The following is a 12,540-nucleotide window of genomic DNA, read 5'->3' on the forward strand; positions in this document are numbered from 1 at the left end:
TGTCGCGAATGGTGACAACAAATCTGCCCCGCCAAAAAATCGCGGATTTTGTTACCGACATCGCTTTTCACGGCCTGATAACACCCCGATATTGATAGGGGTTGTGACATTAGGCTCTGGACCCATTAATCTTATATGCGCGAGTGTAATTGGTTTCCGGCTCACATCACCGCTCCGATTTGCCACGGCACAAATTCGTTGTCGCCAAGGCCCAACGCCTCGGATTTGGTGACCTGACCGGATGCCGTTGCGCGGATCATGTCGAAAATCTCGCGGCCCTTGTCAGCCATGCTGACGCCACCGGACACGATATCGCCGGTATTCATGTCCATATCGTCGGGCATCTGATTGAACAGTCGGTCGGATGTGGCCACCTTGATGGTCGGTGCGGGTTTGGACCCGAAGGCCGAGCCGCGCCCCGTTGTAAACACAACGATCTGCGCACCGCCCGAAATCTGGCCCGTCGCTGAGACCGGATCATAGCCGGGCGTATCCATGAAGACGAAACCCGCCTGTGTAACTGTTTCGGCATAGTCATACACGGCTGTCAGGGGCGTCGAGCCCGCTTTGGCCACCGCGCCCAGCGACTTCTCAAGGATCGTCGTAATGCCACCCTGCTTGTTGCCGGGGCTGGGATTGTTGTCCATCGAGCCGCCATTTTGTGTGGTGTAGTTTTCCCACCACTTGATCTGGGCGACCAGTTTTTCCGCAATATCCTTGTCAGCAGCGCGTCGCAGCAGGAGTTGTTCAGCTCCATAAATCTCCGGCGTCTCTGACAGGATGGCCGTGCCCCCTTGCCCCACGATCAGGTCACTTGCGATCCCCAAGGCCGGGTTGGCGGTGATGCTGGAAAAGCCGTCGGAGCCGCCGCATTGCAACGCCACGCGCAACGCGCTCATGGGTTGGGGGGTGCGGGTGACGGCGTTTACCTGCGGCAGAATTTCCGCCACATGCGCCTTGATCGCGTCGATCGTTGCACGGGTGCCGCCGGTGTCCTGAATGGTCAGCGCGTGAAACCGATCGGTGCCAGCGTCGCCGAAATGCGACTGCATCCGCGCGATCTGCATCACTTCGCAGCCCAGGCCCACGAAAATCGTCGCACCCACATTGGGATGGGTCGCGTGGCCCCAAAGGACACGGTCCAGAATGTCAAAGCCGCGCCCGCTGTTGGCCATGCCACAGCCTGTGCCATGGGCGAAAGCCACGATGCCGTCGACACTTGCATAAGCCTCAAGCGCGCCACTTGCCTCGATCTCCGACACGGCACGGCGTATCACCGTCGCCGAACAGTTCACCGTCGCGACCAGCGCAATATAGTTACGCGTGCCAACACGGCCATCCGCGCGGGCGTAACCGTTAAAGTTCAAGCGTTCCGTCTGCGGAATTGCGCGCTGTGATGCGGCCAGATCTGCGCCGATGTGGTAGTCCTGTTTGGGGTCTGCGAAGGTGCAGTTGTGTGTGTGCACATGATCCCCCGCAGCGATCTGCACGGTGGCCTGCCCGATGAATTGCCCGAATTTCACGACCGGCGCGCCGATCTGCATCGCCACGCGCGCAATCTTGTGCCCAGAAGAAACCGACGCCGCCAGCGGCGCCCCCAACCCCAAGGGATCATCCCCAGCATTGGCCCGCTCCGTCAGCACACCAATGGTGTCGCTGGGGTGCAGGATCAGCGGATCAGACATGGGACACCGCGCGGATCACGCCACGCAATTCGGCAAGACCGCGCAACCGGCCAATCAGCGGGTAGCCAGGGATCATGTCGCGCGTCAGATCGGACAACATGTGATGGCCATGATCGGGCCGGAACGGGATCGCGTGATCGTCGCGCCCCGCCGATCGGCGCCGGTCTTCTTCCGCCAGCAGAACGCGGATAAGGGCGACCATATCCGTGTCGCCATCCAGATGGGCGGCCTCCTCGAAGGAGCCGTCCGGGTCTTTGCGCACGTTGCGCAGATGGGCAAAATGGATGCGGTCTGCGACTTTTTCCGCGATAGCAGGCACATCATTGACCGGATTAGCCCCCAAAGACCCCGCACAAAGTGTCACGCCATTGGCAGGGCTGTCATAGGCGTTCAAGATCCAGTCGAGGTCTTCACCGTCCGACACGATGCGCGGCAGGCCCAGAATATTGCGCGGTGGGTCGTCGGGGTGGACGCACAGGCGCATGCCCAACGTTTCGGCTGTGGGAATGATCTCGTCCAGAAACCGCTTGTAGTTTGCGCGCAAGGCGTCGCGCCCGATGTTGTCATAGCCGGCCAGAGCGGTCTTGAGGCCCGCGACATCGTAGCGGTCGAACGCGCCGGGTATTCCGGCCATGATGGCGGCCAAAAGTTTTGCGCGGTCTGCCTCACTGGCGGCCTGAAACCACGCGGCGGCCTTCGCAAGCACATCGGTGGGATAATCGTCCTCGGCTTCGCGGCGGCCCAGCATATGAACTTCGAAGGCGGCCATGCGCGTGGCCTCGAACCGCAGACAAGTGGCCCCGCCCGCGACGGGTGCGGCCAGATCCGTGCGGGTCCAGTCCAGCAACGGCATGAAATTGTAGCAGATCGTCTTGACCCCTTGGGCCGCGAGATTGGCCATCGACTGGCGATAGTTACCAAACAGCGTCGACAGATCGCCGTCACCGCGCTTGATCCGCTCATGGATGGGCAGGCTTTCGACCACGACCCAGTCAAACCCGGCCTGCGTGATCACGTCTTTGCGCGCCGCAATCGCGTCCTGCGACCAGACCTCGCCATAGGGGACGGCGTGCAAAGCACTCACGATCCCGCGCGCGCCCGTCTGGGCCACGTCTGAGAGCGGGATGCTGTCGAACTCACCGTACCAACGCCAGCTTTCGATCATGATGAGGCTCCTTTCACAACGGCGCGCACGCCGTCGGCCCAGATCTGCTCTGCCGCTTGGGTAACTGGCGCCTGCATCCGTTGGGCAAAATCGGCGGGGAAAATATCCTCGACCGCCAGCAGCGACGCAACAATCTGCGCAGGACCCGTCGCCTGCGCCGCCAAAGCGTGCAGACGGTCAGCCATGGGATCCCGCACATCTATAGGCTGCCCGGCCTCGTCCACGCCCGAAACATAGCGCATCCACCCTGCCACGGCCACGCACATCGCTGTCGTGGGGCGCGCGGAATCCAAATTTTCCCGCAACGTTCCCAACAAGCGTTGAGGCAGTTTCTGGCTGCCGTCCATGGCGATCTGCCAGGTCCGGTGCCGGATCGCAGGGTTGGCATAGCGGTCGAAAAGCGCGTCAGCATACTGCGTCAGGCTCACGCCTTTGGGGGCCACGACGGCGGGCATGATTTCTGACCACAAAGCGCGGACATAGGCGGCAAAGACCGGATCGGCCACGGTTTCGGCGATGGTCTCGTGCCCTGCCAGATAGCCGGTATAGGCTAGCGCTGAATGCGTGCCGTTCAGCATCCGCAACTTCATGTGCTCGTGTGCGGTGACATCCGCGACCATCTCGGCACCTGCGGCCCCAAGATCGGGGCGCTGGCCATCGACGAAATAATCCTCGACCGCCCATTGCGCGAAAGGTTCGTGCATCACGGGGGCCGCATCGTACGTGCCGGTCTGCGCCGCAAGTCGGCGAATGTCGTCGTCGGTCGTTGCGGGTGTGATCCGGTCTACCATGGTAGAGGGGAAGCGCCCTTCGGCCGCGATCCATGCGGCGAGTTTGGGATCGATCCTTTCGGCAAGCTGCAACACCATGCCGCGCACCAGCTTGCCGTTTTCGGGCAGGTTATCGCAGGTCAGCACCGTAAATGGCGGCACCCCTGCCGCATGGCGCCGCGCCAGCGCACGTACCAGATATCCGGGGGTCGAAACGGGAAGATCGTGGGCCAGATCGTACTGGATATCGGGGTGATCGAGGTTCAGCGCGCCGGTGGACGGATTGTGGCAATATCCCTTTTCCGTGACGGTGAGCGTCACGATCTTCACACCCGGATCGGCCATCGCAGTCAGAACCGCGTCGGGGTCTTCAGGGGCCACCAGAACATCATTCAGTACATCGATCTTGCGCAGTTTTTCCCCATCCGCTCCAAGGCTGACCGAGGTATACGACCAATTCTGCGGGCGCAAGGCATCGCGCGTGTCGGGGCTGCGCAGGGACACACCAATGATGCCCCAGTCACCGCCCGAAGCCGCCATGGCATCGGCGATATACACACATCCAAAGGCACGGAAAAACGCCCCAAGCCCCAGATGGACAATGCCCGTCGCGGGGCGATTGTTTGCAAGATCAGCGGGCAAGCCAGCCTCCATCCACGTTCAGAACTGCCCCATGCACATATCCCGCCGCCGGGGCGCTCAGAAAAACCGCCGCGCCCGCGATGTCAGACGCCGCCCCCCAGCGACCTGCGGGAATGCGGTCAAGGATCGCCTTGTTCCGCTCGGGGTCGGCGCGCAGCGCTTCGGTGTTGTTGGTCTCGATATAGCCGGGGGCGACTGCGTTGACGTTGATGCCCTTGGTGGCCCATTCGTTGGCCAAAATCTTGGTCAGCCCCGCCACGCCGTGTTTTGACGCGGTGTAGGACGGCACGCGGATGCCACCCTGAAACGACAACAACGAAGCGATGTTCACGACAGCGCCGGTCCCCTTGCGCGCCAGCACCGCCTTGGCGAAGGCCTGCGTGGTGAAAAACAGCGCCTTGAGATTTACATCCATAACCGCGTCCCAATCCGCTTCGGTAAAGTCGACTGAGGCGTTTCGACGGATGATGCCTGCGTTGTTGATCAGAATGTCGATATTCTGGCCGTCGAACAGCCCCTTTCCCGCCATCGGATCGGCAAAATCAACGAGGATGGTGGACGCGGTGCCCCCCGTAGCCTCAATCATACCCACGGTTTCCTCACAGGCCCGGCGCCCGGCGCAAATCACCGTCGCGCCGGCCTGGGCAAGACCCACGGCGATGGCCTGACCGATACCGGTATTGGCGCCGGTGACCAGCGCGCGACGGCCCGCTAGATCGAAAGGATTGCTCACCGCAGATCCCCCATGGCGACCATATCCATATCGGTGAAATCAACATTGTCGCCCGCCATCGCCCAACAGAATGTGTAGGACGCCGTGCCCGCACCGGCGTGGATCGACCACGGCGGAGAGATCACGGCTTCTTCGTTGGCCATGACGATGTGGCGGGTCTGGTCAGGTTCTCCCATCAGGTGAAAGACGCGCTGATCTTCGGGGAGCTGGAAGTACAGATACGCTTCCATCCGGCGGTCATGCAGGTGGGCGGGCATCGTGTTCCAGACGGAGCCTTCTGCGAATTGCGTATAGCCCATCAGAAGTTGACAGGATTTGCAGACCTCGGGGTGCAGAAACTGGATGATTACCCGTTCGTTTGCGGTCTCGCGGGCCCCCATCTCAACCCGGCGCGCATCCTTGAGGGTGATCAGCGTGGTCGGATAGGTCTGATGCGCAGGGGCCGACAGGACATAGAACCGCCCTGCCCCGTCAAAGGTCACCGGCCCGGCACCCATGCCGATATAAAGCACCTCGCCCTTGCCCAGCTCATAGGTCTGGCCGCTGACCGTTACACTGCCCGCCTCACCGATGTTGAGAATGCCCATTTCGCGCCGCTCAAGGATGGTTGCAGTGCCTGTGGCGTCGACCTTGTCCAGCGTCAGCGCCTTGCCCGCAGGCACGGCAGAACCTAGGATCAGGCGGTCGTAATGGCTGTAGACAAGGTTGATTTCGCCATCAACGAACAGACCTCCCACATGGAAATGATCGCGCAGCTGGTCCGTGTCGAGCGTCTTGGCTGTTGCAGGGTCGATGGCATGGCGGGTCTGGGTCTTGAGCATTTGGCTTGTCTTTCTTTTCAGAGGAAATCGTCGCGGCGGGGGGTAAAGCTGTCGATCAGGGTTCCGGCAGCGGTGCAGACGCAGCCGTGACGCACACCGGAAGGAATCACGATGCTGTCGCCCGGTCCCAGATCATGGGTGACGTCGCCCACGGTGAAGGTGAAGCGACCGGCCTCGACGTAGGTGGCCTGCGCGTGGGGATGGTTGTGCAGTTTGCCCTCGGCGCCGTCGTGGAAACGAAAGGCGACCACCATCAGATCGGGGTTTTCGGCCAGCACCTGACGGGTCACGCCGGGATCGGTGGGAACAACGGGATAGCGCATGTCTTGCCTCATCTGAACATCGACGGCAGCCACAACGACAGCGCCGGAATATAAGTGACCAGCATCAGCGTCGCAAAGGCGGCACCATAGAAGGGCCAGATCGTGCGCACCGCGTCCCAGATCGGAATGCGCCCCACTGCACAGCCTACGAACAGCACCGCCCCCACGGGCGGCGTGCACAGGCCGATACCAAGGTTGAGGATCAGGATTACGCCGAAGTGGACGGGATCGACACCGAATGCCATGGCGACCGGCAGGAAGATCGGCGTCGTGATCACGATCAGCGGCGACATATCCATGAACGTGCCAAGGATCAGCAGCACGACGTTCAGCAACAGCAGGATCACGATCGGGTTGTCCGACACGCCCTGCAACATCTGCACCATCGACGCGGGCACGCGGGTATAGGCCAGCAGCCAGCCAAAGGATGCCGCACAACCGATGACCATCAGCACCATCGCCGTTGTGCGGACGGCAGCGAAGGTCGCTTCGATGAAGTCGTGCCAGCTGAGGCTGCGGTAGACGAAGAAGGTCACCAAGAGCGCGTAGACCACCGCGATGTTGGAGGATTCCGACGCGGTGAAGACGCCCGACCGCACCCCGCCAAAGATGATCGCCACGAGGATCAGGCCCGGTGCGGCGGAGATGAAAAGCGTGCCGATCATGCGGAAGCCCTGGAACTTTTGCACCGGGTAGCCCTTGCGCTTTGCCACCCACCAGGCGGTGATCATCAGGACCAGCGCCAGCAGGAAGCCGGGGATGATGCCCGCCGTGAACAGATCCGCAATGGAGATGCGCCCGCCTGCGGCGATGGAATAGATGATCATGTTGTGCGACGGCGGCAGCAGCAGCGCGATGATCGAGCTGACGACGGTGATGTTCACCGCGTAGTCGGCATCGTATCCGCGCTCCTTCATCTGCGGCACCATCAGCCCCCCGACGGCGGAGGCGTCGGCGGCGGCAGAGCCCGACACGCCGCCGAACATCACGGATGACAGGACGTTGACCTGCCCCAGCCCGCCCCGGAAATGGCCAACGAAGGCCCCGGCAAGCGCCACGAGGCGGCGCGCGATGTCGCCGCGCACCATCAGGTCGCCCGCGAAGATGAAGAACGGAATGGCCATCAGCGCGAAGGCCGACACGCCGGAATTGAGCCGCTGGAACACCACGACCGGCGGCAGCCCCAGATAGGCGATGGTCGCGAAGCTGGAAACCCCAAGGCAGAAGGCGACCGGGGTGCCGATCAGCAGCAGGAACACGAAGGTCCCGAAGAGTACGTAAAGTTCCAAGGGTCAATCCTCTATCGGGTCATCGCCGAAGCGAGCGGTCGGCAGGCCTGCGGCACGGCGCACCATGCGCTCGACCGAGAAGATCACGATCAAAATGCCCCCGGCGACGATAGGTATGAAATCGAAAGCCCCCGATATGCCGAGACTGGGCAGCTTGTTGCCGGCGGTCTTTGCGGCAAGCTGCCAGCCGTACCAGATCATGCCCGCCCCGAAGCTCGTCACGAAGAAATCGGAGACCGAAAACAGCACCAGCTTGGCCCGTTGCGGCAGCAGATAGAGGACCACGTCGAAGGACAGGTGATATCCCTCGCGGATGCCCACGGCGGCGCCGAGAAAGATGAACCAGCCCATGATCATGACCGATGCAGGTTCGGTCCAGACAAGGCTGTCGTTGAGGATGTAGCGCCAGAAGACCTGCGCGGCGATCAGCGCGGTCATCAACACCAGCCCGCCCCCCGCGACCCATAGGGCGAGGCGAGACAGGCGGCCGGTGGCCACGGCAACGGAGGTCATACGGTTGGTCACAACTGGCGATCCCTGAGCAAGAAGTTGACCCGCCCCCGAAAGCGGAGGCGGGCCGGGTGAGGCTTATTCGGTCGCCTGAATGTCTTCGACCATTTTCTTGAGTTTGTCCGAGGTCACGTATTTCTGGTAAACCGGCTTCATCGCCTCGATGAAGGGGGTCTTGTCGATGTCGGTCACGATCTCGACGCCCGCTTCACGCACCTTGGCTTCGGATTCCTTTTCGCGGGCGTTCCACAACTCGCGCATCAGCGGAACGGAGTCCTTTGCGGCCTGGCGGACCATCTCCTGATCCTCGGCGGACAACTTGTCGAAGCTCGACTTGGACATCACCAGAACTTCCGGCACGATCAGGTGCTGGTCAAGCGTGTAGTATTTGGCAACCTCGAAATGACCCGAGCTGTCATAGGACGGCCAGTTGTTTTCCGCCCCGTCGATCACGCCGGTCTGGATGCTGGAATAAACCTCGCCGTAAGGCATCGGCGTGGCGTTGGCACCAAGGGCCGCAACCATGTCAACGAACATGTCCGACTGCATCACGCGAAACTTCATGCCCGCGAGATCTGCCATCGAATTGATCGGCTTTTCGGAGTTGTAAAAGCTGCGCGAGCCGCCGTCGTAAAACGCCAGACCAACCAGATCATGAGCACTGAACGCGTCCAGAATTTGCTGGCCGATGGGGCCGTCCATGACTTTGTGCATATGGTCAACCGACCGGAAGATATAGGGCAACGACGGTACTTGGGTTTCTTCGATGATGTTGTTGAACGGTCCAAGCGAGACGCGGTTCATGTCGATCACGCCGAACTGGGTCTGCTCGATTGTGTCTTTTTCTTCGCCAAGCTGGGCTGAGTGGAACACCTCGATGCACAGACGTCCGTCGGACCGCTCTTCGAGCATGTCGCCCATGGCGTCAACTGCGGCAACCGTTGGATAGCCATCGGGGTGTGTGTCCGACGACCGGAACGTGATTTCGCAGGCAAATGCGCTGGATGCCAAGGCGACGCTCGCCAACAGAGCGGCCCCCAGAGTTTTCGTGTAAGTCATTATTTTTCCTCCCAGAAATTGCTCATCAGAGCTTGTAGGCCTGTTTTGCAAGCCGATATGCAAGGTCGTGCGCGACCTCAGATGCTTCGTCCCTGTCCAGTCGGCCGGTTTCGACCAGATTGGCAAGGAACGAACAATCAACCCGACGCGCCACATCGTGGCGGGCGGGAATGGAACAAAACGCGCGGGTGTCGTCATTAAATCCGACAGTGTTGTAAAACCCTGCGGTCTCCGTCGTCATCTCACGAAACCGCATCATCCCTTCGTAGCTGTCATGAAACCACCACGGCGGGCCAAGGCGCAGCGCCGGATAGACGCCGGCCAAAGGGGCCAGTTCGCGGGCATAAGATGTCTCGTCCAACGTGAACAGGATGACGGTCAGGTCTGGTTCGCAGCCCACGGCATTCAAAAGCGGGCGCAGGGCGGTCACATAATCGGTGCGCGTCGGGATGTCGTACCCTTTGTCGCGACCAAACCGGCCCATAATGCTTGCGGAATGGTTGCGCGCGGCGCCGGGGTGGATTTGCAGGACCAGACCATCATCCAGCGACATGCGCGCCATCTCGGTCAGCATATGACCGCGAAAGCAATCCGCCTCGTCCGCGCTGCATTTGCCCTGAAGCGCCTTATCGAACAAGGCAGCAGCCGCTGAGGGGTCCAGATCTTCGGTGCGCGCGGTGGGATGACCATGGTCTGATGACGTGGCCCCGAAGCATTTGAAGAATGCGCGGCGGTTGCGATGGGCCGCCAGATAGCCGGTCCATGTGGTGGCATCCTCGCCCGCCATCTCTCCCATTTTCGCGACGTTGTCGGCAAAGCCATCAAATTCGGGATCGACCACTGCATCGGGGCGGTAGGCCGTCACGACCTTGCCGGACCAGCCGCTGTCCTGGATCATCTTGTGCCAATTCAGATCGTCGATGGCGCTTTCAGTGGTGGAAATCGCTTCGATCTTGAACCGTTCGAACAGCGCACGTGGGCGGAAGGCTTCGGTTTTCAAGCAGGCATCAATCTGGTCGTAGATCGCATCGGCGGAATGCGTCGACAAGCGTTCCGTCACGCCAAAGACTTCTTGCAGCACATGATCGATCCAGATGCGCGACGGCGTGCCACGAAACAGGTGATACCTGCTGGCAAACAGACGCCAGATCTTTCGGCTGTCCTGCTCAATAGGTCCGCCGTCCACACGCGGAACGCCCAGATCCTCAAGCGCAACCCCCTGCGAATGAAGCATCCGGAAAACATAGTGATCTGGGGTGACGAGCAATTGCGCCGGATCGGAAAACGCCTTGTTTTCGGCGAACCAGCGGGGGTCCGTGTGACCGTGCGGGCTGATGATGGGCAAATCCTTGATCATCTCGTACAGGTCCCGCGCCAAGGCCCGAACGGTCGGGTCCGTTGGAAACAAGCGGCTTTCATCAAGAAGTGGCATTTTGACCCCCCGTTTGGTCGCTTGACCGCACCTCCTATGCTGCCAACCTAACTGATATCCTAGTTTATCAAAATTACCTTGTCAACTAATATCCTAGTTGCATTTTACCCTGCAATCCGCCAGAATGTCATCAAGCGCTAGCACGCCGAGGGAGGAATACGTGATGGATCAGACAGCTTTATCCGACATCAGGGAAGTGTCGCTGCCGGTTATCCAGCCTGCCCCGCAACCCACTGTTTCCGATCAAGTTTTCAACGCCTTGCAGCAACGCATCTTGACGCTCGAACTGCCACCCCAAACCAAGATTTCCGAAGCGGATGTTTCAAAGAAAATGGGTGTGTCGCGGCAGCCCGTGCGCGAGGCGTTCAAACGCCTGGCAAAGCTCGGCTTCCTCAATATCCGCCCACAAGCCAGCACAATGGTCAGCCTGATCTCGGAACGCGACGTGTTGCGCGCCAAATTCATCCGCATCGCCCTTGAGGTGCACACCTGTCGCACCGCGTGCGAGGTCATCACCCCAAAAGGAATTGACGCGCTGAACGCACTGATCGCGCAACAACGAGCCGCCGTAGCGGCAAATGACAAGCGACGTTTTCATGCCCTTGACGATGCGTTCCACCGCGAAATCTGCGTCCAGTCCGGTGTCGGCTTTGTCTGGGACCTGATCTACGACAGCAAGGGGCATATGGACCGCATCCGCATGCTCTCGCTCGACGCGACGTCGCAGCGCCTCGCGCTCGACGAACACATTGCCATCCTTGACGCGATCATCACACGCAAACCCGAAGACGCGGCGGCCGCCTTTGTGCAACACTTATCGCGGATCGACGATCTCATCGCCAAGATCAAAGCGGAAAACCACAACTGGTTCACAGACGGCGCCGAATGACACGTATTCTCGCGATTGGTGAATGTATGGTCGAAATGGCCCCTACGGCCGTTGTCGACACCTACAAGATGGGGTTCGCGGGCGATACGATGAACACCGCGTGGTATCTGCGCCGCCTTCTTGGCCCCGATCATCAGGTCGACTATTTCACAGCCGTGGGCATCGACAGCGCCTCGGATCAGATGCTGGGCTTTCTGGAGCAAGCAGGCATCGGCACGGACCACATCACACGCCGCGCCGACCGAACAGTCGGGCTTTACATGGTCCAGTTGAACAATGGCGAACGCAGCTTCAACTACTGGCGCGGGCAGAGCGCCGCACGGACGCTGGCACAAGACGATACGCTGCTGAAGAGCGCGCTGAAGGGTGCGGATGTCGCCTTTTTTTCCGGAATTACCATAGCAATCTTGCCAGAGGGTGATCGCGCCCGAATCCTAGCTGTTTTAGCTACTTTCAAAGCCGCAGGCGGCACCGTGGTCTTCGATCCGAACTTGCGCCCCAAGCTTTGGGGCTCGAAGGAAGACATGACCTGCGCGATTATGCAGGCGGCGGCTGTCAGCTCGATCAGTTTGCCGTCGCACGAAGACGAAGCAGAATGGTTTGGCGATGCCGACAGCGCCGCAACCGCCGCGCGCTACGCGAAGGCCGGAGCGCGAACTGTACTCGTCAAAAATGGACCGGCCGAGATCCTCATTCATGCAGACGACACGATAACAACGATCAGCCCTGAAAAGATCGACACTGTGGTCGACACGACCGCCGCAGGGGACAGTTTCAACGCGGGCTATCTTGCCGCGCTCCTGCAAGGCGCGTCAGAAACCGAAGCGGCTGCGGCTGGTGCAGTATTGGCCGGGAAAGTCATCCGTTCGCGAGGTGCTTTGGTCCCGCAAGCTACCGGCATCGTCAACTTGCGGGGCGTGATCTGAAATCGTACCGACCGGCATGGCAAAAGCCAAACATTCCGGTGCCTTCAAGGGCCACCGTCTCCCGCCAGAGATCATTGCCTATGCGGTCTGGTCTTATTTTCGGTTTCCCTTGAGCCTACGCGATGTCGAGGATCTACTTGCCGCGCGGGGCATCATCGTAAGCGGCCTTGTTGCACGGATCGCCGTTCCGTTGATATTGATGCGGCCTGTTCCATTCAGGATGCTGTAAATGCCGCACAAGTTCAACGACGGTCGTCGTGACAATATCCCAAAGCAATAGCACCGGGTGACCAATT

The 12,540-nt window shown here is 60.5% G+C and carries 12 protein-coding genes and 1 pseudogene; 3 read left to right on the top strand and 10 right to left on the bottom strand.

The annotated features are described in order from the left end of the window. Positions 1 to 161: 161 nt before the first annotated feature. The 10 genes from A8B82_RS19385 to uxaC form a co-directional block, all read right to left on the bottom strand. The gene (locus A8B82_RS19385) at positions 162 to 1,685 is read right to left on the bottom strand and encodes a UxaA family hydrolase (RefSeq protein ID WP_067296265.1); all 1,524 of its coding nucleotides are present in this window, start codon (positions 1,683 to 1,685) and stop codon (positions 162 to 164) included. Continuing rightward, positions 1,678 to 2,850: a mannonate dehydratase gene (uxuA, locus tag A8B82_RS19390; protein ID WP_067296271.1), complete on the bottom strand. Its 1,173-nt coding sequence runs from the start codon at positions 2,848 to 2,850 to the stop codon at positions 1,678 to 1,680. The genes A8B82_RS19385 and uxuA overlap by 8 nt, the downstream gene beginning before the upstream one ends. Continuing rightward, positions 2,847 to 4,262, bottom strand: a complete 1,416-nt coding sequence (locus tag A8B82_RS19395; RefSeq protein ID WP_082899391.1) for a mannitol dehydrogenase family protein — start codon at positions 4,260 to 4,262, stop codon at positions 2,847 to 2,849. The genes uxuA and A8B82_RS19395 overlap by 4 nt, the downstream gene beginning before the upstream one ends. After that, positions 4,252 to 4,995, bottom strand: coding sequence for a 2-dehydro-3-deoxy-D-gluconate 5-dehydrogenase KduD (gene kduD / locus A8B82_RS19400; protein ID WP_067296276.1), 744 nt, complete (start codon positions 4,993 to 4,995; stop codon positions 4,252 to 4,254). Before kduD ends, A8B82_RS19395 begins: the two co-directional genes overlap by 11 nt. Continuing rightward, complete coding sequence (kduI, locus tag A8B82_RS19405) at positions 4,992 to 5,816, bottom strand: 5-dehydro-4-deoxy-D-glucuronate isomerase (protein ID WP_067296279.1); 825 nt, start codon at positions 5,814 to 5,816, stop codon at positions 4,992 to 4,994. Before kduI ends, kduD begins: the two co-directional genes overlap by 4 nt. Before the next feature lie 17 nt (positions 5,817 to 5,833). Continuing rightward, positions 5,834 to 6,139 carry a cupin domain-containing protein gene (locus tag A8B82_RS19410; protein WP_067296287.1) on the bottom strand — a complete coding sequence of 102 codons (306 nt, stop codon included), beginning with the start codon at positions 6,137 to 6,139 and terminating at the stop codon, positions 5,834 to 5,836. 8 nt (positions 6,140 to 6,147) lie between these two features. Then, positions 6,148 to 7,428, bottom strand: a complete 1,281-nt coding sequence (locus A8B82_RS19415) for a TRAP transporter large permease (protein WP_067296290.1) — start codon at positions 7,426 to 7,428, stop codon at positions 6,148 to 6,150. A gap of 3 nt (positions 7,429 to 7,431) precedes the next feature. Then, positions 7,432 to 7,953 carry a TRAP transporter small permease gene (locus A8B82_RS19420; protein ID WP_067296291.1) on the bottom strand — a complete coding sequence of 174 codons (522 nt, stop codon included), beginning with the start codon at positions 7,951 to 7,953 and terminating at the stop codon, positions 7,432 to 7,434. A gap of 63 nt (positions 7,954 to 8,016) precedes the next feature. After that, the gene (locus A8B82_RS19425) at positions 8,017 to 8,997 is read right to left on the bottom strand and encodes a TRAP transporter substrate-binding protein (protein WP_067296294.1); all 981 of its coding nucleotides are present in this window, start codon (positions 8,995 to 8,997) and stop codon (positions 8,017 to 8,019) included. A gap of 25 nt (positions 8,998 to 9,022) precedes the next feature. Continuing rightward, positions 9,023 to 10,429, bottom strand: coding sequence for a glucuronate isomerase (uxaC, locus tag A8B82_RS19430; RefSeq protein ID WP_067296297.1), 1,407 nt, complete (start codon positions 10,427 to 10,429; stop codon positions 9,023 to 9,025). Between the two features lie 163 nt (positions 10,430 to 10,592). Between uxaC and A8B82_RS19435 the strand changes: the two genes are divergently transcribed. The 3 genes and pseudogenes from A8B82_RS19435 to A8B82_RS19445 form a co-directional block, all read left to right on the top strand. After that, positions 10,593 to 11,318 (top strand): GntR family transcriptional regulator, encoded by a 726-nt coding sequence (locus A8B82_RS19435; RefSeq protein WP_067296300.1) that lies wholly within the window; start codon positions 10,593 to 10,595, stop codon positions 11,316 to 11,318. A gap of 26 nt (positions 11,319 to 11,344) precedes the next feature. Then, entirely contained in the window at positions 11,345 to 12,244 is a 900-nt protein-coding gene (locus A8B82_RS19440) for a sugar kinase (RefSeq protein WP_235604740.1), read from the top strand. Between the two features lie 16 nt (positions 12,245 to 12,260). Further along, positions 12,261 to 12,407: pseudogene (locus tag A8B82_RS19445) on the top strand (IS6 family transposase); the annotation flags it as partial. Between the last annotated feature and the right edge of the window lie 133 nt (positions 12,408 to 12,540).

It is taken from the genome of Sulfitobacter sp. EhC04, assembly GCF_001650875.1.
Taxonomy (GTDB): Bacteria; Pseudomonadota; Alphaproteobacteria; order Rhodobacterales; family Rhodobacteraceae; genus Sulfitobacter.

Coding starts and splice junctions, on each gene's coding strand:
- A8B82_RS19385 (WP_067296265.1), bottom strand. CDS start 1,685: ATGTCTGATCCGCTGATCCTGCACCCCAGCGACACCATTGGTGTGCTG.
- uxuA (WP_067296271.1), bottom strand. CDS start 2,850: ATGATCGAAAGCTGGCGTTGGTACGGTGAGTTCGACAGCATCCCGCTC.
- kduI (WP_067296279.1), bottom strand. CDS start 5,816: ATGCTCAAGACCCAGACCCGCCATGCCATCGACCCTGCAACAGCCAAG.
- A8B82_RS19410 (WP_067296287.1), bottom strand. CDS start 6,139: ATGCGCTATCCCGTTGTTCCCACCGATCCCGGCGTGACCCGTCAGGTG.
- A8B82_RS19425 (WP_067296294.1), bottom strand. CDS start 8,997: ATGACTTACACGAAAACTCTGGGGGCCGCTCTGTTGGCGAGCGTCGCC.
- uxaC (WP_067296297.1), bottom strand. CDS start 10,429: ATGCCACTTCTTGATGAAAGCCGCTTGTTTCCAACGGACCCGACCGTT.
- A8B82_RS19435 (WP_067296300.1), top strand. CDS start 10,593: ATGGATCAGACAGCTTTATCCGACATCAGGGAAGTGTCGCTGCCGGTT.
- A8B82_RS19440 (WP_235604740.1), top strand. CDS start 11,345: ATGGTCGAAATGGCCCCTACGGCCGTTGTCGACACCTACAAGATGGGG.